Consider the following 25,285-nt stretch of genomic DNA (forward strand, 5'->3'; position numbering starts at 1 on the left):
TCTGCTTGCTTGAAAATCTGCCAATATTGGTATACAATGTATTTAAAAAGACGTATGCACTCCTAAATATTGACAATCAGTATCCTTTTGCCGTGATTGCAGCACGAACCTAGCAGATTTTCTTGAAAGGCGGTACGGAAGTGAACGGTTACCTTTCCGTCAAAGAGGCTGCCTGTAAATGGGGCATATCCGAACGACGGGTCAATCAATATTGCGCGGAAGGCCGTATTCCCGGTGTGGAACGGTTTGGAGGATCCTGGGCGATCCCCGAAGACGCGGAAAAACCAAGTGATCCCCGCAAACAAAAGAAACAGTCCACAGCGCCCCAAACACAGCAGAACCAAGAGCTTTTCCCGGGCTTTATGCCTTTGATGAACACAGCCTTTGAGCCGGGGCACTGCCTGGAAACCATCGATCAAATGGAAGCGGGGACAAAAAAGAATATTGCCCTGGCGGAGTATCACTATTTCAGCGGACAGGCGGAAAAGGCCATGCAGGAGACCGAACCCTACCTCAATGCTGAGGATGGGGCGACCAAGTTGTCTGCCTGCTGGATTTTTGCCTATGCCTGTCTGTCCATGGGTCGGATCGATCATGCCCGATACGCTCTGAATGAAATCAAAAGCACACTGGCTGCCGGTGGAGAAAATGCCCCGCCCGTCCGCGCCATGGAAGTCTTTGTGGCGTTTGGGGCGGCGGTGCTGCTGCACCTGCCTGTGCCGGCGGAAATGCCGTCTACGAAGGAATTTCTGCCGCTGCTGCCCCCGGGCCTGCGGGCATTTGCGCTGTATGTGCAGGCCCATTACCTCTATCTAAAAGAGGAATACGGGCGCAGCGCCGGGGTGGTAGAAGCCACCCTTGCCATGGGGGCAAATGCCTACCCGATCTCCGCTATTTATCTGCATCTGGTGGCGGTGATGGACTACATGAGCATGAAGCAGCCGGATCGTGCCCAGACGCATCTTCTGGCGGCATGGGAGATCGCCCGCCCGGATGATCTGATTGAGGGCTTCGGCGAGCACCACGGGCTTTTGGGCGCGATGCTGGAAGCGACCATCAAACCAAAGTGGCCGGAAGATTTCAAGCGGATCATTGACATTACCTATCGGTTCTCTTCCGGCTGGCGTAGAGTTCATAACCCCATCACCGGGCATGACGTGGCAGACGACCTGACCACCACCGAATTTGCCATGGCCATGCTGGCCGCACGCGGCTGGACCAATCAGGAAATTGCGGAATACCTGAATATTTCGGTAAATACCGTCAAGAGCCACATTTCTGAGGCAATGAAAAAGCTCCATGTGGAGAATCGAAAAGACTTGAAGCAGTATATGCTTCGGTAGGGAAACGACAGAGAATACGCCCATGCGCCTCACCCGTTTTAGGGGGCAAAACGGGTAATAGTAACTCCGCGGTCTTTCCGCTATAATGTGAATACGCTATTTTGCTAATGCGTAGAGACACGGCGGTGCTTACCGGAATGAGAGAGAGGCGATGGGGTGAAGAGTTACGGCAAATATCTTGACAAATGGATGACCACTTCCATGGCCAGACAGACGGGGCAGGTCTGCCCCTTTATGAAATTCCAAATTTTAGATTTTTTCAAAGAGTGCGTTTCGCCTGCGGTTTTCCGTGGCGTAACGCGCCCTTTTTGTGCCATCAAAAGCCCGCCATTTTGGGAAAGGAGGATGACGAGCGACTCAGACGGTCAACGTTGATCCGGTAAATGCACTCCGGTACGGAAACTTCTACCCCTTCGGAAGCAAAGGAGGAAAGCAAATGAAAAAACGAATCCTTGCGGTTTTTGTCAGCCTGTGTCTGCTGGTATCCCTGATGCCCGGCATGGCGCTGCCTGCCGCGGCGGCGGGTTCGTCCCAGTTCGACAGCATCCTGAACATGGGACAGCCGTCGGAGTTTGACCCCAACAGCACTGAAAACCCCTACGGCTATGCTGTGGACCAGCCCTTCCTGATGAACGAGATGTCCGAGCTGGGCATCTACGGCATCACCAACAACGGTACCAACAGGACATTCCTGTGGTACGACAACTGGGACGGCGAAAAGGACTCCATCCCCAGCAGCTTCGGCGAGGGTGGGGTAAACGGCAGCTTTGCCGACTACGGCAGCTATCAAAACATCCATGATAAGCCGTACGCCCCCAAGCCGCTGTCCTTTGTGGAGGCTGTGGCCTTCGACCCCACCGGATCGGGGCGGAAGGATCACATCGCCTACATCGGCTTTGAACCGAATGATGAAAAAATCGTCCTCTACGTCCAGGACGCGGTCACCGGAGAGAACTGGCAGGACTTCTGGTTCCCAACCGATGCATCCTGGATCAAGAAGAGCAACCCGGAAAACTGGCGGGCGGGCAACTATTTTGCCATCACCGCCGGCGACTATGACGGCGACGGCAAGGAGACCCTGGTGGCCTATGTCACCGCCGACAATGCGAGTGATTACGGCCTCTATGAGGTCAGCTGCAATGTGAGCGGAAACAGCCTGAATCTTTCGCGGAAAAGTTTCGGCCAAAACCTGCTCCACCGGCGCTATGTCAACGAAATCCACGGCAAAAATATGGCCAATACGGACTGGTTTGGCAACAAACTCAGCTGCGACCTGGCCACCGGCGACTTCAACGGCGACGGCAAGGACGATCTGGTGGCGGTCTCCTATCTCATGGATGCAGGCGGTGACAAACAACACTTCGATTGCGAATACTACCTCCCCATGATGGCCGTGTCCTACGGGGGCAGCGCTTCCAGCCCTGTGGCAGACGGCGGCCGCCAGGTCGTTTTTCTGGCGATGGATAACGGCATCAGCGGCGGAAGGAAAAGCTATCAGACCATGACCGCCGTGGGACTGGACACCGGCGATGTGGACGGCGACGGCACCGACGAGATCGTGGTGGGTGGCACCAAGAACACCGTCACCTCCAAACCCAACTCCGCCGACTGCGAAACTGCCTACGCCCTGGACGGAAATATCTGGAATGTTGCCGTCCTCAACGCCCGCTCTGACGGCAGCTTTGCTAATCCCGGCACGGACGACAGCGTAACCCGCTTCCACTCCATCTCCTCCACTAAATGGTTTGCCGACGGTGCCGGCATCGCATTCAGCCGCTCGCCTCTGAGCCTGGCCTGCGTGGCCTTCAACGGCCCCATCAAAGCGGAATACGTCTTCGTGAGCGGCAAGATCATCGACTTCTCCACCGGCGGGGCAAATGAGCTCTATACCGTATCCTTCATCACGAAGAATGACGATACCGTCCAAGGCAAGATGTGTGACCGAAACTTCATTCCCTCCGTTTCCGTGGGCAATTTTGACGGCAACGACTACGGTTATGAGCAGATCTTCTTTACTTATAGTAATAAGGAGCGCACCGAGGATGACTATTTCTACCGTCTGGGCGTCGTGGGCGGCAAGAACTATGACGGCAACGGCGGCGGCGTGGGCAGTGCCGGCGGCACCGACACCAGTCTATTCTACGAAAAGAACAGCGGCTTCTTCATAGGCGGCCAAAGAAGCGGTCAGGGCGGCGCCGGCGCCGAGGGCCACTGGGAGTATAACACTAACTTCGTACTGGTTCCCCTGGACCGGGATGACGACGGCGTGCTGGCCCGCTACAAGGGCAAGGACTGGACCTACACCGACCCCCAGGTGTCTGCTGTGCTCCAGATGGCGCCCTATTTTGACGGCATCGACCTGGGCAGTGACTCCGGCGAGACCACCTATTCTTTCACCCAGAGCTATGAGTACACCAAGGGAAGCGGCGACGAGACCTCCTTCGGTGTGGGCTTTGCCGGAGAGGTAGAGTCCAACGTTGTCACAGTGGAACTGCAAGCCGGTTCCTCCAACACATGGACGGAGACCTTTGAGGAGACCCTGACCACCTCCACCACCGACAACTTTGCCACCAAAGCCTACGACAGTGTGGTGCTCCAGCGCACCCCGGTCATCACCTACACCTATGAGATCTATGACAAGAACAAGGGTGGATGGTCGTGGGACAACCTGGAGTCTACGGAGGATGGCACAGGTTTTGCCATCACCGTGCCCAAGACCCCGGCCTATGTGCAGATGTCCGTGGTAGACTACAACACCTTTGTGGACGAGTACAACGCCCTGATGGAAGAAGAGGCCCAGGGGGAGAAATTCACCCCTATGGTGAAGATCGACGGCCAGAAGAGTTATCTGGGCCAGGAGGGCAACCCCTGGGGCTATGCCAGCACTCTGGATCAGATCAGCTCCTCCAACTATCAGCTGGGCTACAACGGCGGCGAGACCCAGAGTACCAAAGCCGACGGCAGCGCCACCACAGAAGGCATTGAGAATCAGCACGGCTTCTCCTTTGAACTGGCTGTCAAGTTCGGCTTCGAGATTTTCGACACTGGTGCCAAGGCCGGTGCCTATGCCAGCCTGGAGTATATGCATTCCAACAGCACCTCCACCACCAAAGCCAGTGAGACCGAGACCAGCGGCGCGGTGCAGAATCTGGACTGGCAGTATCTGCTGGAGGAATACGGTATCCCGGAAAATGTTACCAAGTCCTACGGCTTTACCTGGAACCTGGCCAAAGACACCATTGATCTGGGCGTCGCGGGCAAAGATGCTCTCATCATTGCCTACAATGTATCCAACATTTCCGCACCTGCGCCGGCAGTGAACGATCTGGCGGCAGAGCTGCAGGGCCTGGATTCCGTCCACCTCACCTGGAGTGATCCGAGCGTCCCGGGACGTCTGGCTGTGCTGGGCTATAATGTCTATGCCAAGAGCGAGGACGACAACACGTTCCAGAAACTCAACGATGAACCTCTTGCAAGCACCGTGTTCGAATATACTGCCACGGGGTTGAACAGCAACACGGAGTATACTTTCGTGGTCACCACCACCAGCGAGCGGGGTGAGAGCGTCTGGTCCAACGAGGCCGTCATTACCACACCCAAGGCCTATGTACCGCTGACCATGGACTACAACGAGAATGAGGTCAGCCTCAAAGCCGTCCATCTGGGCAATGTGGAGATCCACAGCGGCGACATGGTGGAAGAGGAGACCATTGTCTACGTGGATGTGGCGCCCAAGCCCGGCTATGCCATTACAGAAGTGACCCTAACCACAGAGAAGGGCACCGAGACCGTTACCCCGGTGGACGGCCAGTTCAACTTTGCCATTCAGGAGGCCACCACCATCACCGTGACCGCCGCTGTGGCGGCAGAGAAGAGCATGGTCAGCTATACCGCGGACGATGACCACGGTACTGTGAGCGCCACTGTGAATGGGGAGCCATTCCCCTCCACCGGCGCCGCCTTCGACAGCGACGATGAGATCATCTTTACCGCCGCTCCCGCTGACGGCTATGCCCTCAAGGAGTGGAAGGTCACCGACGGAAGCGGCACAGACAAGACCTACGCCGCCGCCGGCAATACCTTCACCTTCCACGCCTATGCCGCGGAGCACCATGTGTCCGCTGTGTTCGTGCCGATGGCGGAGGTTGCCAAGACCGTCACGCTGAACGTCACCGCCGGCGGCTCCATCATCGTCAAAGACGGCGACACGGTTCTGACTCCGGATGAGGACGGCAAGATCAGCGTCCCCAAGGGCACCACTCTGACCTTTGAGGCGGAGGCCGATCGGTATTACACCTTCGAGAACTGGACGGACGCGTTTGCAGACTACAAGAACGACGTTACTTCCATCAGCCTGAAGATCGACAATGATGTGACCGTAGGCGCGGTCTTTGAGTCCTTCCTGGCCTATACCCTCACCTACGGTACCCAGAGTGTGGATGGCGGCAGCGGCACCCTGACGGCCGAGGCCAACGGCATTGCCGTTCAGTCCGGCGCTACCCTGACCCCGGGGACCACCGTCGATTTTGATGCGGCGGCAGGAAACGACAGCCGTATCCAGAAATGGGCCGTTACCGAAAACGGCGTTACCAGCTTTAGGGAACTGGATTCCCTGGGCATCGTCACGGAGGATGCATATCAGCTGATCCTCCAGGCCAGCAGCAATGTGGAGGCCGCCTTCAAGACCATCGAGAAATACGACCTGACCGGTTCGGCCTTTGGCGGGAATGGCACCGTCACCGTCCAGCGCGGCAGCGGCACCGTCAACAGCGGTACCGACGTCCTGCGTTACTATGACGACCTCACCATCACTCTGGTCCCCAACAAGGGCTATGTGATCACGCAGTACCCCGATCTGGATGGCACCGACACCTATTCTTATACCGTCAGCGATGTCACCGCCGATGTTGACGTCAACTACACCTGGACGGCGCTGAATCAGTATTCAGTCACCTACTCCGTGGTGGATACCGTAGGCGACGGCAGCGGCACCCACGGCACCGTCTCCGCTGCGGCGGAGCGCAAGGGCATGGAGCTGTATGATGACAGCAAGCCCAGCGTGGTCTATGAGGGCGGCACCATCACCTTTACCGCCGCGCCTGATACGGGCTACCGGGTGAAGGAGTGGGTCGTCAACGGTGTGGTACAGCCGGAAACCGGCAATACCCTCACCCTTACGCCCATGGAGGACCTGAATGTGACGGTTCAGTACACCTCCGGCCTGCCCAAGGTGAGCTTTGCCAATCCTGCCCACGGTACACTGACCGCCAAGATGGGCGATTACTCCATCGAGAGCGGCGCGGCCGTGTCCGGACCTGTTACCTTTACCGTGGCTCCTGACGAGCACTACGAAGTGAAGTGCTGGACAGTGAACGGCGTGGAGCAGCCCGGCGAGACCGGCAACACCTTTACCTATGCGGCCGACGACGACTGCACCGTGGCTGTGGAGCTGTGGGGCGTGGAGCAGCAGGTGACCCTGGAGACCGCTACCGGCGGCACCGCCTCGGCCACCGATCCCGCCCGCTATGGCGAGACCATCACCATTACCGCCACCCCGGATGATGGATATGTGGTGGATACCATCGCCGTCAGCGGCGCGGACGATGTTCTCTATGAAAATACCGGCAAGGCCAACGGCGTTCAGACCGCCCAATATGCAATTACTGCTGATACCACCTTTGAGATCACCTTTGCCAAAAAGCCGGTGGTGACCTTCTCCGCCGCCAACGGCAGCCTGACTGCCAGCGGCACCGCAGACGGCGCAGCTGCCGAGCTGGAGAGCGGCGATTATGTGGATTTCGGTTCCGCCGTTACCTTTACTGCTGCTGCCGACAGCGGTTATGGCCTTGAGGGCTGGTATGTGGACGGCTCAAAGATCGAGCATACCGAGCTCACCTACACCACTGACGCCCTTTCCGGTGATGTAAATGTGGAGGTCCGCTTTGCCGCCATTGCCGGCATTGCCGTGAACTACGGGGTGAATGATACTGCTATGGGTACCATCACCGCCACCGCAGGCGGCGGAGGCTTCCAGTCTGGCGACCAGCTCTCCGGCGGCCAGAAGGTCGTCTTTACCGTAAGCCCGGCGGAGGGCTTCCGGGTGAAGGACTGGACCGGCCTGCCGGCTGACGCGGAGATCAGTGCAGACAAGACCACCGCTACTGTGCCCGTTCTGACCGCGGGTACATGGAATGTGACGGCAAATCTGGAGGCAATTCCTCAGTATACCGTTACCATTGAAGAGACCACCCACGGCAGCATTGCCGCCGCTGTGGACGGTCAACCCCTCAACTCCGGCGACACCGTGCCCGACGGCACCCAGGTGACCTTTACCGCCACGGCGGACGACTACTGGATGCTCAAGGAGTGGACGGGCGACGCTTCCGGCAGCGATAAGACCATCACCCTGACGGTGAGCAGCGATATCACCGTGGGCGCAACCTTCACCGAGGCGCTTTTGTATGAGGTGAAGTATTCCGTGGTTGGCGGGAACGGCACGGCCTCCGGTATGTGTGAGGATACCCCCATTGCTGCCGATACCGCGGTGCAGTTTGCCGGCGGCAGCGAGATCCAGTTCACCGCTGCCCCGGATTCTGGCTACATGGTAAAGGCGTGGACCATCAACGGCGAAGTGGTGGAAGGAAACTTCACCAATACCCTGACCATCGACACCCTTGGCGAAAACACCACTGTTACCGTGGAGTTTGAGGCGTACCAGGGCTTTGTGGTTCCCGCAGGCGGCGAAGGCTACACCGTTACCATCGATCAGCGCAACCCTGCGGATCCCTATCCCGGCGCGCCGGAAAATGAGATCCGCCGGGGCGGCGACGTGACCTTCACTGTGGCGCCTGCTGCGGACAGCGCCATCAAGACCGTGACTGTGGCCCGGGAGGATGCGACCATCACACCCAACGGCGACGGCACTGTGACCGTGTTTATTCCCAATGTGCAGGAGGATATCGGCCTGACGGTGGATATTCTGGCTGGCATTCCTCTGACCATCGAAACCGCTGAAAACGGCACTGTAACTGTCACCCGTGACGGCGTTGCTCTGAAGAGCGGCGTGAAGGTGGTTGCCGGCGACGAGCTGGTGATCACCGGACAGCCCGACAGCGGCTATCGCCTGAACACCCTCACGGTGAACGGTGAGAGCTTTACCAGCGGTGATACCTATACTGTCGCGGAAACCGATACCGCTTTGACCGTTGCGGCTACCTTTGAAGTGTGGTCCAGCGGCGGCGGCGGGGGCGGCGGCGGAGGCGGCGGCATCTCCAGCCACAAGATCACCGTGGAGTCCAGCGATCACGGAACCGTCATCGCGGACCGGAACAGCGCCAGCGCCGGTACGACGGTCACTCTGACCGCTGCCCCGGATGACGGCTATCAGCTTGACAGCCTTACCGTAACGCAGCAGGATGGAAAAACCATCACGCTGGATGAGAAGAAGGATGGTACATACACCTTTACCATGCCGGACAGTGCCGTTACGGTGAAAGCCACCTTTACTGAGATGACTCAGATTGACCTGCCCTTCGTGGATGTGCCCGCGGATATCTGGTATGAGGACGGCGTGTATTACGTCTATAGACACGGCCTGATGGACGGCACCAGCAGCATCACCTTCAGCCCGGATATGACCACTACCCGAAGCATGGTTGCCACCATTCTGTGGCGGCTGGAGGGCAGCCCTGTGGTGGATTACGCCGTGCCGTTCGATGATGTGGATCTGGATTCCTGGTACGGCGAGGCAGTCCGGTGGGCCGCCAGTGAAGGCATTATTACCGGATACGGAAACAACAAATTTGGGCCTGACGATCTCATCACCCGGGAGCAGATGGCTACCATGCTCTACCGCTATGCGCGGTATAAGAACTACGATGTGAGCATAGGAGAGAACACCAACATTCTCTCCTACACGGACGCTGCCGATGTGGGCGAATATGCCATTCCCGCCATGCAGTGGGCTGTGGGCGCTGAAATCATCAAGGGTACCAGTGACCATGCCCTCAGCCCTGAAGGGGATGCGACCCGTGCCGAGGTTGCTGTACTCCTGATGCGGTTTTGCGAAGGGCTTGTTGATGAATAAGGTTTCATCCGTTCCTGTTTGGTAAAAAATGAGAGGGGCTTCCCAAGCGGTGGTTTTCGCTGGGAAGCCCCTTTTCCTATCCAAATATTCGGTCTGTCGAGCGGCGGAAACGGCAAAATCTTTGATGAAGTTAAGTGGGTAAGACAAAGGCAGACACATGGGCGACTACCATGTGTCTGCCTTTTCATGCCGCTCAGCCCAGCATTGTCATCAGCCAGTCCCGGGTGGGAATGTAAGCCAGGGGCAGGAAGATGGCGGGCAGCATATTGCCCACCCGCAGCTTCTCCTTGGGCAGGCCCAGCATATTGATGCCGATGCCTACGATGATGGTTCCGCCCACGGCGCTCATTTCATTGACGATGGCTGGGTCGATCTGCTGGCCCACCAGACCGAAAATCAAAGTCATGCCGCCCTCATACACCAGAATAGGCAGGGCGGAGAAGGCCACGCCGATGCCCATGGCCGCCGAGAAGGTGATGGCGGTGACGCCGTCCATCACAGATTTGGAGATCAGGATATCATAGTTGCCGTTCATGCCCGCCTCCATGGCGCCGTTGATGGCCATGGCGCCCACGCAGAAGAGGACGGAGGCGGTGACGAAGCCCTCCACAAAACGGCTGTTTTCATCCTTGCGGAGCAGCTTGCGGTGGAGCAGCTCTCCCACGCCGTCCATCCGGCCCTCAATGTTGATGGCCTCTCCGATCAGGGTGCCGATCACCATGCACACAATGACGCACAGGGTATCCATTGTGCCGATCATGCCGGTGATGCCGATGCCCATGGTGCACAGACCCAGAGCAAAGGTGATGCCCGAGGCAAACCGGGGGCTGATATGATTTTTGAACAAGAGGCCCAAGATGCTGCCCAGCAGAATCAGGACCACATTGATGACGGTGGCGATCATAGGGATTCCTCACTTTTATACTGCAATTCACTAAAATATACGGTTCTATGATAAAACCTTTGCCGTCATTTGTCAAAAGGTTTCTGGATGTATGCCGGACAACCATGCGGAATAGAGTGGAAGTGGACCATTGAAAGGGGGAGGGCCCATTGAAGCTCGACCGGACATCCATGCTCTACGGCACTCTGCTGCTCACCGGCACCGGCATTGCCGGGCAGTTTTTGGGCTTTGTCTACCGGATCTTACTCTCCCGCCTCATCGGGGCGGAGATCATGGGCCTCTACCAGCTCATTATGCCGGTTTATTCTGTGCTGCTCTCTCTGACGGCGGTGGGGCTGACGGCGGCGGTATCCAACCTGTCCGCCGGATACTACGCACGGGGACAGCGGGGGGCGGCGGCCCAGGTGCTCCGCCGGTGCCTGCTGTGCTTTCTGGGACTGTTTGGCGTGCTGGCCACGGTCACCGCCCTGCTGTATGATCCCATTTCGGTGTACCTGCTGGGGGATGCCCGCACCCAGATGGGGCTTTTGCTGCTGCTGCCCTGTATTCTCCTCACTGGTGTGGAGAACCTGCACAAGCACTTCTTCTACGGTACCGGCGCCATCCGGCCCCCGGCGGCGGTGGAGCTGTGCGAGCAGGTCATCCGGGCGGCGGCGGTGCTGGGGCTGCTGGTCCTCTTCCTGCCCCAGAATCCGGAGCGGACCGTAGCCATTATTGTGGTGGGCATGATTGTGTGCGAACTCTTTTCCTCCATCACGCTGATGCTGCTGGCCCGCCGCAGGCTGGCGGGGGAGAAGCTGGGGGAGCCGGGGGCCTCCCGGCGGATGAACCGGCAGATCCTGGCCATCGCTCTGCCGGTGGGGTTTACCAGCCTGTTGGGCAATCTGATGGGCTCGGCCAACGCGGTGCTCATCCCCCAGCGGCTGGTGGCCGCCGGGGCGGAGGTGAGCCGGGCCATGGAGGAGTTCGGCGTGCTGTGCGGTATGACCATGCCCATGCTCTGCCTGCCCACCGCCTTCATCGGCGCTCTGGGACTGGTGCTCATGCCCAAGCTGGCCCAGGGGGCTGCTCTGGGCAATACCCCGCTGATCCGGCGGCGGATCGACCGGTCCATGCTGGCTACCTCGGTGCTTATGTTTCCCGCCATGGCCCTGCTGGTGGTGGTAGGCCCCACCCTGGGCCAGCTGCTCTTTCGGGAGGAGGGAGTGGGCCGGTATCTGCTGCCCCTGTCGGTGGGGGTGCTGCTGTCCTGCTGGCAGGCGGTGCTGGGGTGCGCTCTCAACGGCCTGGGCAGACAAAAAGCTGCAGCCCGCAGTTCCATTCTGTCCGGCGGGCTGCAGCTGGGCTGCACCTATCTGTTATTGGGTCTTCCCGGAGTGGGGATCGGCGGCTACTGGGTGGGGGTGGTGGCCTCCTCCGCCCTGGGAGCGCTCCTGAATTGGTTCCAGGTGCGGCGGGTCACCGGACTGAAGCTGCGGCTCTTTGACTGGGGGGTGGCCCCCGGCCTGGCGGCCCTGCTGACAGGCCTCACCGGCAACCTGCTCTTTCAGGTGTTGCTGGACAGCGGGGTAGGAGAGTGGACGGCGGTGGGGGGCTGCACCCTCTTCGGCGTGGTGCTCTACCTGGCGGCGCTCCAGGCTCAGGGGGTGCAGCTGCATCGGCTTTTCCGCTTGAGGTAGGGTTACAGAACATAGCTGGCCATCAGGATGAGTGCCAGCAGACAGAAGGCAATGACGCCGGGATTTTCAAAGAAGAGCCGCCATTTTATGCCCTCCGAGAAGGGGACCAGGCCCGGCTCCAGTCTGATATCCCGCCAGCTGGTGACCAGAAAGGTCATGCCCACCACAATGGACCCCAGCACCAGCAGAGAGGTCAGCTGCTCTCCAGTCTGGCCCAGCAGCTCCAGCAGGGGCACCAGACCCACCGAGGTAAAGTTGATCAGGGCGTGGAGCAGGATGGACTGCCACAGGCAACCGGTCCGGAGCACCACATAGGCGAAGAGGGTCCCCACGGCAAAGGCGTAGAACAGCTGATTCAGATTGCCGTGAAACAGTCCGAAGCACAGGGCGGAGGCCAGGATGGCAAATTTGTCCCCGTAAGGACGCAGGCGGTTCAGCAGCAGATAGCGGAAGAGATATTCCTCCGACAAAGGTGCGATGACGCAGCCCAGCAGGAGGTTGAGCACTGCCGGGTAGCCGGACAGACTTTCCACCGGGTTGGTGACTGCCTGGCCCCGCAGGAGCCCGATCAGCTGGGTGAGGAACAGGGTGAGCAGGTTGGACAAATAGACCAGACCAAGGGTGGTCACCAGTGCCTTGCCCAGGTTCAGCGGCCCCATGGGGCGGCGTGTGGAGGGACCCGGGGCAGGGATGCCCCGCAGCACCAGGCAGAAGGCGGGCACACCAACACCGTAGGCGGAGCCCACGGAGAGACACCAGCGGGAGACTGAGTGCCCCATTACATTGGGGAAAATGCCGGCTACCAGCAGCTGGACCGCCAGCATGGCGGCCATCTGGGCAAACAGGGCCCACCCCAGCCGGGAGAACCATTGACAGTGGGGGCGCAGCGGCTGGGCCCAGTCCGGTCGGTCGCGATACATTCCGTCACCTCGCACAAAAATTTCTGGTTTTTTACCGCCTGGAGCAGGCCGGAACAGTCAGCCTGCTTCGGGCACAAGGGTTTCAGGCAGTATTATAACAGGAACAGGGAGGAAGGGCAAGAAAGAGACAGTATATTGACATGGGCGTTTTTCATGATACAATATCTTGTGCTTACACATGATATTAACTCAGAGGAGAGATTCGATATGCCCATTTCTGAAAACGCCAAGGCCGTGCTGGAGCGGCGCTACCTGGCCCGTGATGAGCAGGGGAACCCTACCGAGACTGTGGACGGGCTGTTCCGCCGAGTGGCCAACGCGGTGGCCGAGGGCGACCGCCACTTTGATCCCAAGGCCGATGTGGTGGCCACAGCGGCGGAATTCTATGAGATGATGACCAACCTGGACTTTTTGCCCAACTCCCCCACCCTGATGAATGCCGGCCGCCCTCTGGGGCAGCTGTCCGCCTGCTTTGTGCTGCCGGTGGCCGACTCTATGGAGGACATCTTTGATGCCATCAAGAACGCTGCCCTCATCCACAAGAGCGGCGGCGGCACCGGGTTCTCCTTCTCCCGGCTGCGTCCCAAGGGCTCTACCGTCAACTCCACCGGCGGTGTGGCCAGCGGCCCCATCTCCTTTATGAAGGTGTTTAACGCCGCCACCGAGGCGGTGAAGCAAGGCGGTACCCGCCGGGGCGCCAACATGGGCATCCTCCGGGTGGATCACCCCGACATTATGGACTTTATTACCTGTAAGAACGATACCTCCGAGATCACCAACTTCAACATCTCCGTGGGCATTACCGAGGCCTTTATGGAGGCGGTGAGCGCCGACGGGATGTATGATCTGGTGGACCCGGCCACCGGTCGGGTGGTGGGCCAGCTGAAGGCCCGGGAGGTCTTTGATACCATCGTCACCTCCGCCTGGCAGACCGGTGAGCCCGGCATCATCTTCCTGGACCGGCTCAACCGGGACAACGCGGTGCCCAGCCAGGGCCAGATCGAGTCCACCAACCCCTGCGGCGAGCAGCCCCTGCTGCCCTATGAGAGCTGCAATCTGGGCTCCATCAACCTGGTCAACCACATCACCAGGACGGTGGCGGGCTGGGTGCTGGATCGGGCCAAGCTGGAAAAGACCATCCGCACCGCCGTCCACTTCCTGGACAACGTCATTGAGGTCAATCAGTATCCTCTGCCTGAGATTGACAAGATGACCCGCTCCACCCGCAAGATCGGCCTGGGCGTGATGGGCTTTGCCGATATGCTCCTCTACATGGGCGTGCCCTACAATAGCGAGGAGGGCGTGGCTCTGGCCCAGGAGATCATGGACACCATCAATACCATCGGCCACCAGGAGAGCGAGAAGCTGGCCGAGAGCCGGGGCGCCTTCCCTCTCTTTGAGCAGAGCATCTATAAGAATGGCAAGCCCATCCGCAATGCTACGGTCACTACCATTGCGCCTACCGGCACTCTGTCCATCATCGCCGGCGTGTCCTCCGGTGTGGAGCCGGTGTTTGCCTATGCCTATATCCGCAACGTCATGGACAACACCCACCTCATCGAGACCAACCAGATCCTGAAGGACAAGCTGGTGGAGGCGGGGATCTACTCCGAGGAGCTGATGCGCGAGATCGTGGAGCAGGGCTCCCTGGCCCATGTGGACGGCATCCCCGAGGAGATCAAGCGGGTCTTTGTGTGCGCACACGACGTTTCCCCCATTTGGCACGTAAAGATGCAGGCTGCCTTCCAGCAGTACACCGACAACGCCGTCAGCAAGACGGTGAACTTCCCTAACTCCGCCACCAAGGCTGAGGTGGCCGAGGTCTACCGCCTGGCCTACACCCTGGGCTGTAAGGGCACCACCATCTACCGGGACGGCAGCCGCAACGAGCAGGTGCTCAACATCGGTAAGGTCAACGATGGTAAGCAGGCCGCTCCCGCCCCCACCGGCCGGGTGTGTGAGGAGTGCCAGGTGCCTCAGGAGGCCTATGGTCACATCCAGCCCAGGCCCCGTCCGGCTGTGACCACCGGCTTCACCGAGAAGGTGCGCATCGGCTGCGGTAACCTCTATATTACGGTCAATTATGACGAGAACGGCATTTGCGAGGTGTTTACCAACACCGGTCGGGCCGGCGGCTGCCCCAGCCAGTCTGAGGCCACCGCGCGGCTGGTCAGCGTGGGCATCCGTTCCGGTATGGACCCCAAGGAGATCATCCAGCAGCTCAAGGGCATTCGCTGCCCCTCCTGCCTGCGGCAGGCCGGTGTGCCGGTGACCTCCTGTCCCGACGCCATTGCCAAGGCTCTGGAGAAGGTGCTCAAGGTGTCCAAGGGCAACCTTGAGCCCGCTCCCGCCCCCATCAGCGCGGCGACCAAGGCTGCGGCTCCCATTCCCCGGCCAGGCATGACTCCTGCCGAGGCCAAATTGGCCAAGTTCTGCCCTGAGTGCGGGGCGAAGCTGGAGCACGAAGGCGGCTGCGTCACCTGCCGTGACTGCGGCTACTCCAAGTGCGGCTAAAATAGGCAAGGGCCTGTCGCGGTTCCCCGCGGCAGGCCCTTTTTCCAACCGCGTTGGGATAGCCTGCGGCGGGAACAGTCACACTAAAGAAAACGCCGGCAGGCGTTCCATTTGAATATTAGGAGGCGTCAGCCATGTGTACCAGTCTGACCTTTACCACAGACCATACCTATTTCGGGCGAAATCTGGATCTGGAATATCAGTTTGGCCAGCAGGTGGTCATTACCCCCCGCAATTACCCGTTTTCCTTTCGAGCCATGCCAGCCCTGGAGAAACACCATGCCATCATCGGCATGGCCACAGTGGCGGAGGGATATCCCCTCTATGCAGAGGGTGTCAACGAGAAGGGCCTCTATATGGCGGGACTTAACTTTCCCGGAAATGCCTGCTATCCCTGCGGCCCGGAAAACGGCACTCCCGCTGCCCCCTATGAGCTGATCCCCTGGCTGCTGGGCAGCTGCGACAGCGTGGATCAGGCAGAGGAAAAGCTGCGCTCCGCCCGTATTATGGATACGCCCTTTGCACCGCAGATGCCCAATGCACCCCTCCACTGGCACCTGGCCGACGGAAAGCGGGCCCTGGTGATAGAACCCATGGCCGACGGCTTAAAGCTGTTTGAGGACCCGGTGGGGGTGCTCACAAACAATCCCACCTTCGATTTCCATCTGACCAATCTGAACCAGTATATGGGCCTGTCCGCAGCTCAGCCTGAGAATCGCTTCGGAGGTGTGGAGCTGCATCCCTTTGGCCAGGGTATGGGCACGTTGGGACTGCCAGGCGACTGGTCGCCCGCCTCCCGTTTCATTCGTGCGGCCTTCCTCAAGTGGAACAGCGACTGTAAGCGGGACGAGGTCTCCAGCGTCAGCCAGGTCTTTCACATTCTGGACGCCGTGGCCATGCCCCGGGGGGCGGTGCGGACGCCGGAGGGGAAGTGGGACATCACCGACTACTCCTGCTGCATCGACGGCCGGACAGGCACCTATTACTACAAAACCTATGATAATAGTCAGATCACCGCGGTGTCCATGGATGAGGAGAAGCGGGAGGAAGAAAAACTGATCTGCCATCCTCTGGTGACGGAACAGCAGTTCCGCTTCATACCGTGAGCCCGGCCGGGGCTTCTGCCCCGGCGCTTGTACACATTGCCTAAATGCTGTGTTCTCTCTCAAGGGGAAAAAGAGGGGAAACAAGGCTGAAAACCATTCGGTTTGCCAAATCGGCTGAGAGTTAAGGCGGCTTTCTAAAAAATGATTGTGCATATTGGCTATAATCATTGATAAAAAAATAACGAAATTCTCTTGCATTTTACTTGCCTGTTGGGCGGCAGTGCGTTATACTTATTAGGTGAGAACTTGTTAAAAATATAACAATTCTAGATAGGTACAGGACAAGGAGGCAGAACAAATGGGTTTTGTGAAGCTGGAAAAGCAGGGCCACGTTGGCGTGGTGACCATTGACCGGCAGGAGGCGCTGAACGCGCTGAACAGCCAGGTTCTGAGCGATCTGGACGCGGTCATCGATCAGGTGGCTGCCGACGACGAGATCTATGTGATGATCCTCACCGGCGCGGGCCGTTCCTTTGTGGCGGGCGCTGACATCGGCGAGATGAAGAACTTCTCTTCCATCGACGGCAAGAAGTTCGGCGTGCACGGCGGCGGTGTGTTCCTGAAGCTGGAGAATATGGCCAAGCCGGTCATTGCCGCCATCAACGGTTTTGCTCTGGGCGGCGGCTGTGAGCTGAGCATGGCCTGCGATATCCGTCTGGCCAGTGAGAAGGCCAAGTTTGGTCAGCCCGAGGTGGGCCTGGGTATCACCCCTGGCTTTGCCGGTACTCAGCGGCTGCCCCGCATCGTGGGCATCTCCAAGGCCATGGAGCTGATCCTGACCGCCAAGGTCATCAAGGCCGACGAGGCCAAGGCCATCGGCCTGGTCAGCGAGGTCTATCCCGCCGAGGAGCTGATGGATAAGGCCATGGAGCTGGCCAACGCCATCTGCGCCAACGCTCAGATCGCCGTGCAGGAGTCCAAGCGCTGCATCCGCATGGGTATGCAGACCGACATCGCCACCGGCTCCGCCTTCGAGGCCGAGGCTTTCGGCGTCTGCTGCGGCACCGCCGACAAGGACGAAGGCATGGGCGCTTTCCTGGAGAAGCGCGCTGAGAAGCACTTCCAGAATAAGTAGGCTATCCGGAAGTGAGTACTTACCCGGCCCATGGCTGAGTCCCCGGCGCTTGCGCCGTCAAGCGTTTTGGCCTGTGGCCAAAACCTTGAAATCGACGGAATTCACTTTCGGCGATTTGAGTGAGATCATGGGGTCCCCGCGCGGTGCGCAGCACCGGGTGGGGGGATGGCATGGGCGCTTTCCTGGAGAAGCGCGCTGAGAAGCACTTCCAGAACAAGTAAGCTGACCGGAAGTGAGTACTTACCCGGCCCATGGCTGAGTCCCCGGCGCTTGCGCCGTCAAGCGTTTTGGCCTGTGGCCAAAACCTTGAAATCGACGGAATTCACTTCCGGCGATTTGAGTGAGATCATGGGGTCCCCGCGCGGTGCGCAGCACCGGGTGGGGGGATGGCATGGGCGCTTTCCTGGAGAAGCGCGCTGAGAAGCATTTCCAGAACAAGTAAGCTGACCGGAAAATTTTCCGGCACCGTACATGAGTTATGGCACCAGTAATTGCAAATCCGTCTGACCAGATTTGGAATATCTTCATCAAAAAGATTGAAAAGAGGTTTTCTGCTATGAAGAAGATTGTTGTAATCGGCAGTGGTACCATGGGCCTGGATATCGCCCAGGCCTTTGCCAAGAAGAACTTTGACGTTGTGGTGCGCGACATCAATGACGACATCATCAAGGCCTCCGAGGCCCGCCTGAACAAGGGCCTGGACAAGCTGGTGTCCAAGGGCAAGATGGACGAGGCCGGCAAGGCCGAGCTGCTGAGCCACATGACCTTTACCACCGATATGGGCCTGGCCGCCGACGCCGACCTGGTGGTGGAAGCCGCTGTGGAGAACCTGGACATTAAGAAGAGCATCTTTGCCGAGCTGGACAGCATCTGCAAGCCTGAGACCATTCTGGCCTCCAATACCTCTTCCATCTCCATCACCGCCATTGCCGCCGCTACCAAGCGCCCCGACAAGTTCATCGGTATGCACTTCTTTAACCCCGCCACCGTGATGAAGCTGGTGGAGGTCATCCGGGGTGCCCACACCTCCGATGAGACCTATCAGGCCGTACACGATATCTCCGTGGCCATCGGTAAGGAGCCTGTTGAGGTGAACGAGGCCCCCGGCTTCGTGGTCAACAAGATCCTGATCCCCATGATCAACGAGGGCATCGATCTGCTGTACACCGGCGTGGCTACCGCCGAGGGCATTGACACCGCCATGAAGCTGGGCTGCAACCATCCCATGGGCCCCCTGGCTCTGGGCGATCTGATCGGCCTGGACGTGTGCCTGGCCATCATGGACACCCTGTACAACGAGACTCACGATCCCAAGTACCGCGCCTCTCTGCTGCTGCGGAAGATGGTGCGCGCCGGCAAGCTGGGCCGCAAGACCGGCATCGGCTTCTACGACTACACCAAGAAGTAAGAAGCTCATCCATACTGCGCAAAACGACGGGCGGGAGCCCAAAAACTCCCGCCCGCCCGTTGTGAAATACATATCTAGGAGGAAGGCAACAAATGGATCTGCACCTTTCCAAAGAGCAGGAAATGCTCCGCAAGATGTACCGTGACTTTGCCGAAAACGAAGTCAAGCCCCTGGCTGAGTGGGTGGACGAGAACGAGGCGTTCCCCGAGGAGACCGTCAAAAAGATGGCCAAGCTGGGCATGATGGGCATCTATTTCCCCAAGGAGTACGGCGGCGCCGGCGCGGATGTTCTGTCCTACGTCATGGCCGTTGAGGAGATGAGCAAGGTCTGTGGTACCACCGGCGTTATCATCTCCGCTCACACCTCCCTGTGCTGCGCTCCCATCTATGAGAACGGCACCGAGGAGCAGAAGATGAAGTATCTGCCCAAGCTGTGCTCCGGCGAGTGGATCGGCGCCTTCGGTCTGACCGAGCCCGGCGCCGGCACCGACGCCCAGGGTCAGCAGACCACCGCCGTGAAGGATGAGAACGGCAACTGGGTGCTCAACGGCTCCAAGATCTTCATCACCAACGCCGGCTATGCCAATGTGTTCGTGATCTTCGCCATCACCGGCGTGTCCACCGACAAGCGCGGCCGCAAGAAGAAGGAGATCTCCGCCTTCATCGTGGAGCGCACCGATCCCGGCTTCTCCGTGGGCAAGCACGAGAAGAAGATGGGCATCAAGGGTTCCTCCACCTGTGAACTGATCATGGAGGACTGCGTCATCCCCGCTGACCGTCTGCTGGGCAAGCAGGGTAAGGGCTTCGGCATCGCCATGAAGACCCTGGACGGCGGCCGTATCGGCATCGCCTCTCAGGCTCTGGGCCTGGCTGAGGGCGCCATCGAGGAGACCATCAAGTACACCAAGGAGCGTGTTCAGTTCGGCCGCCGCATTTCCCAGTTCCAGAACACCCAGTTCCAGCTGGCCGATATGCATGCCCGGACCGAGGCCGCCAAGTGGCTGGTCTACTCCGCCGCTATGAAGAAGCAGAACCACGAGCCCTACACCGTGGACGCTGCCATGGCCAAGCTGTTTGCCGCTGAGACCGCCAGCGACGTGACCCGCCGCTGCGTGCAGCTGTTCGGCGGCTACGGCTACACCCGTGAGTACCCCGTGGAGCGCATGATGCGCGACGCCAAGATCACCGAGATCTACGAGGGCACCAGCGAGGTCCAGCGGATGGTCATTTCTGCCAACCTGGGCGTGAACTAAAGGAACTGGAGGGAAAATTACGATATGAAATGCATCGTTTGTGTCAAGCAGGTACCTGATACCTCCGGTGTGGTGGCGGTGAAGGAAGACGGCACCATGGACCGTGCCGCCATGGCCACCATCACCAACCACGACGACCTGGCTGCTGTTGAGGCCGCCCTGCGCATCAAGGACGCTACCGGCTGCAAGGTGGTTGTGGTCTCCATGGGCCCCCCGCCCGCCGAGGGTATGCTCCGCGAGCTGCTGGCCATGGGCTGCGACGAGGCCGTTCTGGTCTCCGCCCGTGAGTTTGGTGGCAGCGATACTTACGCCACTTCTCAGATCCTGGCCGCTGCCATCAAGAAGATCGGCGTGGAGGAAGGCGATATCGTGTTCTGCGGCCGTCAGGCCATCGACGGCGATACCGCCCAGGTTGGTCCCCAGATCGCTGAGAAGCTGAACCTGCCCCAGGTCTCCTATGTTGCTGAGATCGCTGTGGAGGGTAAGGACGTCACTGTCAAGCGTCTGCTGGAGGACGGCTACATGACCATCAAGGTCCAGACCCCCTGCCTGCTGACCTGCGTGAAGGAGCTCAACGACGCCCGCTACATGAGCGTGGGCGGCATCATGGAGTGCTACCAGAAGCCTCTGGAAGTCTACAACTATGAGACTCTGAAGGACGATCCCCTGATTGATGTTACTACCATCGGCCTGAAGGGCTCTCCCACGAATGTGTACAAGTCCTTCTCTCCCCCGGTGAAGGGCGCCGGTATGATGATGGAGGGCGCCGACAAGGCGACCGTTGACAAGCTGGTCTCCATCCTCAACGACAAGCACATTATCTGATTGAAAGGAGAGCAATAGAATGGCTTTCAATAGTAGCGATACCGCCGCCTTCAAGGGCGTATGGGTTTTCTGCGAGCAGCGCGAGGGCGTTATCATGTCCACCAGCTATCAGCTCCTCTCCGAGGGCCGTAAGCTGGCCAACGACCTGGGCGTTGAGCTGTGCGGCGTGGTCCTGGGCAAGGACATCAAGGAAGAGTACCTGAAGGCTCTGGGCGGCTATGGCGCCGACAAGGTGTACTACTGCAACCACGAGCTGCTGGACGTTTACACCACCGACGCCTACACCAAGGTCATCTGCGACCTGGTGGAGGACAAGAAGCCCGAGATCTTCCTCATCGGCGCCACCAACATCGGCCGTGACCTGGGCCCCCGCTGCGCTGCCCGGCTGCACACCGGTCTGACCGCCGACTGTACCCACCTGGATGTGGACGTGGCCAAGTACAAGGAGTTCCTGAAGACCACCTCCACCATCGACGTGGACAACACCGTGTTCGAGGAGAACACCAACCTGAAGATGACCCGTCCTGCTTTCGGCGGTCACCTGATGGCCACCATTATCTGCCCCCGCTTCCGTCCCCAGATGTCCACCGTCCGTCCCGGCGTGATGCAGACCCAGCCCTACGACGAGGCCGGTGCTGCCAAGACCGTCATCGAGAACGTGGACGTCAAGCTGGACAAGTCCGACATCCATGTTGAGGTGCTGGAGGTCAAGAAGGCCGCCAAGAAGCTGGTGGACCTGATCGGCGCTGACGTGGTGGTCTCCGTGGGCCGCGGCATCAGCAAGGACGTTGAGGGCGGCATCAAGCTGGCTGAGGAGCTGGCTTCCGTCCTGGGCGGCGTTGTGGGCTCCTCCCGTGCCTGCGTGGACGCTGGCTGGATCACCGCCGACCACCAGGTCGGTCAGACCGGCAAGACCGTTCATCCCCGCATCTATGTTGCTCTGGGTATCTCCGGCGCCATCCAGCACCTGGCTGGTATGCAGGACTCCGAGTGCATCATCGCTGTGAACAAGAACGATTCCGCTCCTATCTTCGACGTGGCTTCTTACGGCATCGTGGGCGACCTGTACAAGGTTACTCCCATGCTCATCGAGGCCATCCGGGCTGCCAAGGCTTCCAAGTAAGATTTCTTACATCCAAAATCACCGGCTGGATTCCAGCCGGTGATTTTTTATGCGGAGCATGATTGCGGAAGAAGGCAGAATGGGATATACTGATAAGCCGTGAGGAGGTGAGAAAAATGCTGGAACGCCATCCCAACAGTGTACTGCTGCTGGGCGTGCTGGGGATTTCTATCTCCGCTATCCTGGTGCGCTATTCCCTGGCCCCTTCGGTCATTACCGCGGTTTACCGCCTGGGCTGGACGGTGCTGCTGTTGCTGCCGGCGGTGCTTACCAAATTCCGGCAAGAACTAAAGCGAGTGCGGGGTAAGGATGTACTACTGTGTACGATCAGCGGGGTCTGTTTGGCCCTTCATTTCCTCACCTGGTTTGAGTCCCTGAAGTGGACCGGCGTGGCGGTGTCCACCGTGCTGGTAAGTACAGAGGTAATTTTTACGGCCCTGGGCTTTGCCCTGTTCCTGAAAGGGAAAATTCCACCCTTGGGGGTAGTCTCCATCCTGCTGGCTTTTGGCGGCAGCGCGGTACTGGCTCTGGCAGGAGGCGGCCAGGACAGCGTTTTATACGGCAATATCCTGGCGCTGACGGCTGCATTCTTTGTCGCTCTGTATACTTTGATTGGAAGAATACAAAGAGGATACCTTTCTACCACGATTTATACCTTTTTGACCTACCTGGCCTGCTTCCTTACCCTATTGGTCATGGCCATTGTCAGCGGTACGCCCTTGGTGGGTTATGGAGGCCGGGAGTGGCTCATTGGCCTGGGACTGGCTGTGCTGTGCACACTCATGGGCCACAGTCTGTTCAGCTGGTGTCTGAAATATTTGTCCCCCGCCTATGTATCGGCGGTCAAGCTGTGCGAGCCGGTGTTCTCCGGCGCCATGGCAGTTCCCCTGTTTGGAGAGATCCCCACCCCTGCGCAGCTGTTGGGTGCGGCCATTATTCTGGGTGCGGTGCTCCTTTATACTTGGGCAGAGCGAAAGCTGGCCTGACCACCATAAGGCGATTTCTGACGAAAAAATACGAACGGTAAAACTTTACAATTTATGGTAAAGTTGTATAATTGAGTCATAGAAACGCACAAAGGGGGAGCGCGCTATGCGAGAGCTGCTGCTGGAGAGCCCGCAGGGCTGTGGATACCGCTATGCTATTTTGGTGGATGAGATGGCGGTAGGAGGGCTGTGCTGCGAGAGCTACGGCATCAAGGTGACTGGACCGGATGGTGACAGTCAGACGGTACCCAACATCACGGTGAGCGCCGGGCGCATTGATGAATTGGCCGAGCTGGTCTGCCGCAATCAGGTGTCGCCGGTGACGCTGCGGGACGTAGTAGAGGATTGGCTGTAAGAAAAATGGATAATAATGCAGATCAATGTAGCGCTTTGCATTGACAGAGCTGATAAAATCGGCTATGATAATGTCTGCTGAATCAACTGCTTTACGCACCGTTTTCACAGGCGTTTAAAGGAAAAAGGACAAAATGTACTGTTTGAACGGAAAAGCAGCTTGTTTCCCGCGGTGAGGACCGCGGGAATTCTCTTTGTGGAGGGCGGTTCCTTCCGAGAGAACAGCGGGGCCGGCTCTCTGGCAGAACCGGCTCAGAAGGCCGCCGCCGGGTGGCCAAGCCAAGGAGGAAAAATTGTGAAAGAGAGAGAGACCTTTGCGTCCCGGCTGGGCTTCGTGCTTATTTCCGCCGGATGCGCCATCGGCCTGGGCAACGTCTGGCGTTTCCCCTACATCGTGGGACAGTATGGCGGCGCCGCCTTTGTGCTGATTTATCTGGTGTTTCTGGTGGCCATGGGCCTGCCCATCATGGCGATGGAGTTTGCCGTGGGCCGGGCCAGCCGGAAAAGCATTATTGTGTCCTTCCAGGAGTTGGAGCCCAAGGGCACCAAGTGGCATTGGTATGGCTGGTTCGGTATGGCGGGCAACTATCTGCTGATGATGTTCTACACCACCATTGCCGGCTGGCTGCTGATGTACTTCTTCAAAATCGCTGCCGGTCAGTTTGAGGGCCTGGATAAGGCGGGCGTGGAGCAGACCTTTGGCGGCATGGTGGCTGAGCCTGGGATGCAGCTGCTCTTTATGGCTATCGTAATCGTGCTGGGCATGGTGATCTGCAGCCGGGGTCTGCGCAACGGTGTGGAGAAGGCCAACAAATTTATGATGCTCTGCCTGCTCTGTCTGCTGGTGATCCTGGCGATCCGGGCCATCACTCTGCCAGGCGCCATCAAGGGCCTGGAGTTCTACCTGGTACCCAACTTTGACAACCTGATGTACGACGCCAACGGCAACTTCCGGTTGGCTGAGGCCATCTACGCCGCCATGGGACAGGCCTTCTTTACCCTGAGCCTGGGCATTGGCGCCATGGCTATCTTCGGCAGCTACATCGGCAAGGACCGCCGCCTCTTCGGCGAGACCATCAGCGTGGGCATCCTGGATACCTGCGTGGCTTTTGTGTCCGGCCTGATCATCTTCCCCTCTGCCTTTGCCTTCGGCGTTAATCCAGACGCCGGTTCCAAGCTGATTTTTGTGACCCTGCCCAACGTGTTTAACGCCATGCCCGGCGGACGGCTGTGGGGCGCTCTGTTCTTTGTGTTCCTGTTTTTTGCCGCCCTGTCCACCATCACCGCTGTGTTTGAGAACATTCTTGCCTGCTGGATGGACAAGTGGGGGGTGTCCCGTGGTAAGGCGGTGGCCATCAACCTGGTGCTCATCTTCCTGCTCAGCCTGCCCTGCCTGCTGGGCAACAACCTGTGGAGCTCCATTCAGATCCTGGGTATGGGAATCATGGACTTTGAGGATTTCCTGGTGAGCAACAACCTGCTGCCCATTGGTTCTGTGATCTATCTGCTCTTCTGCTGCCTGTCCAAAAAGGTTGCCTGGGGCTTCGACGGCTTCCTGGCCGAGGCCGATCAGGGCAGGGGCGTGCGATTTCCCGCCAGGCTGCGGCTGTATTTCACCGTGGTGGTGCCCATCATCGTTCTCATCATCTTTGTCATGGGCTATATTGAGAAATTCGCATAAAGCTGCAAAAAGGACCTGCCGTGAGGCA

15 protein-coding genes are annotated in these 25,285 nt (G+C 58.9%); 13 read left to right on the forward strand and 2 right to left on the reverse strand.

Translation table 11 applies throughout. From position 1 onward, the window contains the following. Positions 1-140: 140 nt before the first annotated feature. Positions 141-1,343: a LuxR C-terminal-related transcriptional regulator gene (locus WHJ28_RS03245; protein ID WP_340039704.1), complete on the forward strand. Its 1,203-nt coding sequence runs from the start codon at positions 141-143 to the stop codon at positions 1,341-1,343. Positions 1,344-1,779: 436 nt separating this feature from the next. Further along, complete coding sequence (locus tag WHJ28_RS03250) at positions 1,780-9,429, forward strand: InlB B-repeat-containing protein (protein ID WP_340039705.1); 7,650 nt, start codon at positions 1,780-1,782, stop codon at positions 9,427-9,429. A gap of 193 nt (positions 9,430-9,622) precedes the next feature. Here the strand turns inward: WHJ28_RS03250 and WHJ28_RS03255 are convergent, their stop codons facing one another. Then, positions 9,623-10,333 (reverse strand): DUF554 domain-containing protein, encoded by a 711-nt coding sequence (locus WHJ28_RS03255; RefSeq protein ID WP_340039706.1) that lies wholly within the window; start codon positions 10,331-10,333, stop codon positions 9,623-9,625. A 149-nt stretch (positions 10,334-10,482) separates the two neighbouring features. Here WHJ28_RS03255 and WHJ28_RS03260 point away from each other — a divergent pair, with 149 nt between their 5' ends. Then, positions 10,483-12,012 (forward strand): putative polysaccharide biosynthesis protein, encoded by a 1,530-nt coding sequence (locus tag WHJ28_RS03260; RefSeq protein ID WP_340039707.1) that lies wholly within the window; start codon positions 10,483-10,485, stop codon positions 12,010-12,012. Positions 12,013-12,014: 2 nt separating this feature from the next. On the opposite strand, the gene WHJ28_RS03265 is transcribed toward WHJ28_RS03260, so the two are convergent. Continuing rightward, on the reverse strand, positions 12,015-12,932 hold the full coding sequence (locus WHJ28_RS03265) for a CPBP family intramembrane glutamic endopeptidase (RefSeq protein ID WP_340039709.1): 918 nt from the start codon (positions 12,930-12,932) through the stop codon (positions 12,015-12,017). 207 nt (positions 12,933-13,139) lie between these two features. Here WHJ28_RS03265 and WHJ28_RS03270 point away from each other — a divergent pair, with 207 nt between their 5' ends. From WHJ28_RS03270 to WHJ28_RS03315, 10 genes are all read left to right on the forward strand, one after another. Continuing rightward, positions 13,140-15,446: a vitamin B12-dependent ribonucleotide reductase gene (locus WHJ28_RS03270; RefSeq protein ID WP_340039710.1), complete on the forward strand. Its 2,307-nt coding sequence runs from the start codon at positions 13,140-13,142 to the stop codon at positions 15,444-15,446. Between the two features lie 134 nt (positions 15,447-15,580). After that, entirely contained in the window at positions 15,581-16,552 is a 972-nt protein-coding gene (gene bsh, locus WHJ28_RS03275) for a choloylglycine hydrolase (RefSeq protein WP_340039711.1), read from the forward strand. A gap of 298 nt (positions 16,553-16,850) precedes the next feature. Further along, positions 16,851-17,627: an enoyl-CoA hydratase-related protein gene (locus tag WHJ28_RS03280; protein WP_204706022.1), complete on the forward strand. Its 777-nt coding sequence runs from the start codon at positions 16,851-16,853 to the stop codon at positions 17,625-17,627. Between the two features lie 556 nt (positions 17,628-18,183). Then, the gene (locus WHJ28_RS03285) at positions 18,184-19,035 is read left to right on the forward strand and encodes a 3-hydroxybutyryl-CoA dehydrogenase (protein ID WP_340039712.1); all 852 of its coding nucleotides are present in this window, start codon (positions 18,184-18,186) and stop codon (positions 19,033-19,035) included. Between the two features lie 92 nt (positions 19,036-19,127). Next, positions 19,128-20,288, forward strand: coding sequence for an acyl-CoA dehydrogenase (locus WHJ28_RS03290; RefSeq protein WP_340039713.1), 1,161 nt, complete (start codon positions 19,128-19,130; stop codon positions 20,286-20,288). A gap of 24 nt (positions 20,289-20,312) precedes the next feature. After that, complete coding sequence (acrB, locus tag WHJ28_RS03295; protein WP_340039714.1) at positions 20,313-21,113, forward strand: acryloyl-CoA reductase electron transfer subunit gamma; 801 nt, start codon at positions 20,313-20,315, stop codon at positions 21,111-21,113. 19 nt (positions 21,114-21,132) lie between these two features. Beyond that, a complete protein-coding gene (gene acrA, locus WHJ28_RS03300) occupies positions 21,133-22,236 on the forward strand; it encodes an acryloyl-CoA reductase electron transfer subunit beta (protein ID WP_340039715.1) in 1,104 nt (367 codons plus the stop codon). A gap of 116 nt (positions 22,237-22,352) precedes the next feature. Next, a complete protein-coding gene (locus WHJ28_RS03305) occupies positions 22,353-23,222 on the forward strand; it encodes a DMT family transporter (protein WP_340039717.1) in 870 nt (289 codons plus the stop codon). Positions 23,223-23,328: 106 nt separating this feature from the next. Then, entirely contained in the window at positions 23,329-23,577 is a 249-nt protein-coding gene (locus tag WHJ28_RS03310) for a DUF6514 family protein (protein WP_340039718.1), read from the forward strand. Positions 23,578-23,871: 294 nt separating this feature from the next. Beyond that, on the forward strand, positions 23,872-25,257 hold the full coding sequence (locus WHJ28_RS03315; protein ID WP_340039719.1) for a sodium-dependent transporter: 1,386 nt from the start codon (positions 23,872-23,874) through the stop codon (positions 25,255-25,257). The last annotated feature ends 28 nt before the right edge of the window (positions 25,258-25,285 follow it).

Origin of the sequence: Flavonifractor porci (assembly GCF_037572415.1) — a bacterium.
In the GTDB taxonomy this organism is placed as follows: Bacteria; Bacillota; Clostridia; order Oscillospirales; family Oscillospiraceae; genus Flavonifractor; species Flavonifractor porci.

Excerpts from the sequence above, each read along its gene's own strand:
- WHJ28_RS03250 (WP_340039705.1), top strand. The coding sequence starts at position 1,780 with ATGAAAAAACGAATCCTTGCGGTTTTTGTCAGCCTGTGTCTGCTGGTA.
- WHJ28_RS03255 (WP_340039706.1), bottom strand. The coding sequence starts at position 10,333 with ATGATCGCCACCGTCATCAATGTGGTCCTGATTCTGCTGGGCAGCATC.
- WHJ28_RS03265 (WP_340039709.1), bottom strand. The coding sequence starts at position 12,932 with ATGTATCGCGACCGACCGGACTGGGCCCAGCCGCTGCGCCCCCACTGT.
- WHJ28_RS03270 (WP_340039710.1), top strand. The coding sequence starts at position 13,140 with ATGCCCATTTCTGAAAACGCCAAGGCCGTGCTGGAGCGGCGCTACCTG.
- bsh (WP_340039711.1), top strand. The coding sequence starts at position 15,581 with ATGTGTACCAGTCTGACCTTTACCACAGACCATACCTATTTCGGGCGA.
- WHJ28_RS03280 (WP_204706022.1), top strand. The coding sequence starts at position 16,851 with ATGGGTTTTGTGAAGCTGGAAAAGCAGGGCCACGTTGGCGTGGTGACC.
- WHJ28_RS03285 (WP_340039712.1), top strand. The coding sequence starts at position 18,184 with ATGAAGAAGATTGTTGTAATCGGCAGTGGTACCATGGGCCTGGATATC.
- WHJ28_RS03290 (WP_340039713.1), top strand. The coding sequence starts at position 19,128 with ATGGATCTGCACCTTTCCAAAGAGCAGGAAATGCTCCGCAAGATGTAC.
- acrB (WP_340039714.1), top strand. The coding sequence starts at position 20,313 with ATGAAATGCATCGTTTGTGTCAAGCAGGTACCTGATACCTCCGGTGTG.
- acrA (WP_340039715.1), top strand. The coding sequence starts at position 21,133 with ATGGCTTTCAATAGTAGCGATACCGCCGCCTTCAAGGGCGTATGGGTT.
- WHJ28_RS03305 (WP_340039717.1), top strand. The coding sequence starts at position 22,353 with ATGCTGGAACGCCATCCCAACAGTGTACTGCTGCTGGGCGTGCTGGGG.
- WHJ28_RS03310 (WP_340039718.1), top strand. The coding sequence starts at position 23,329 with ATGCGAGAGCTGCTGCTGGAGAGCCCGCAGGGCTGTGGATACCGCTAT.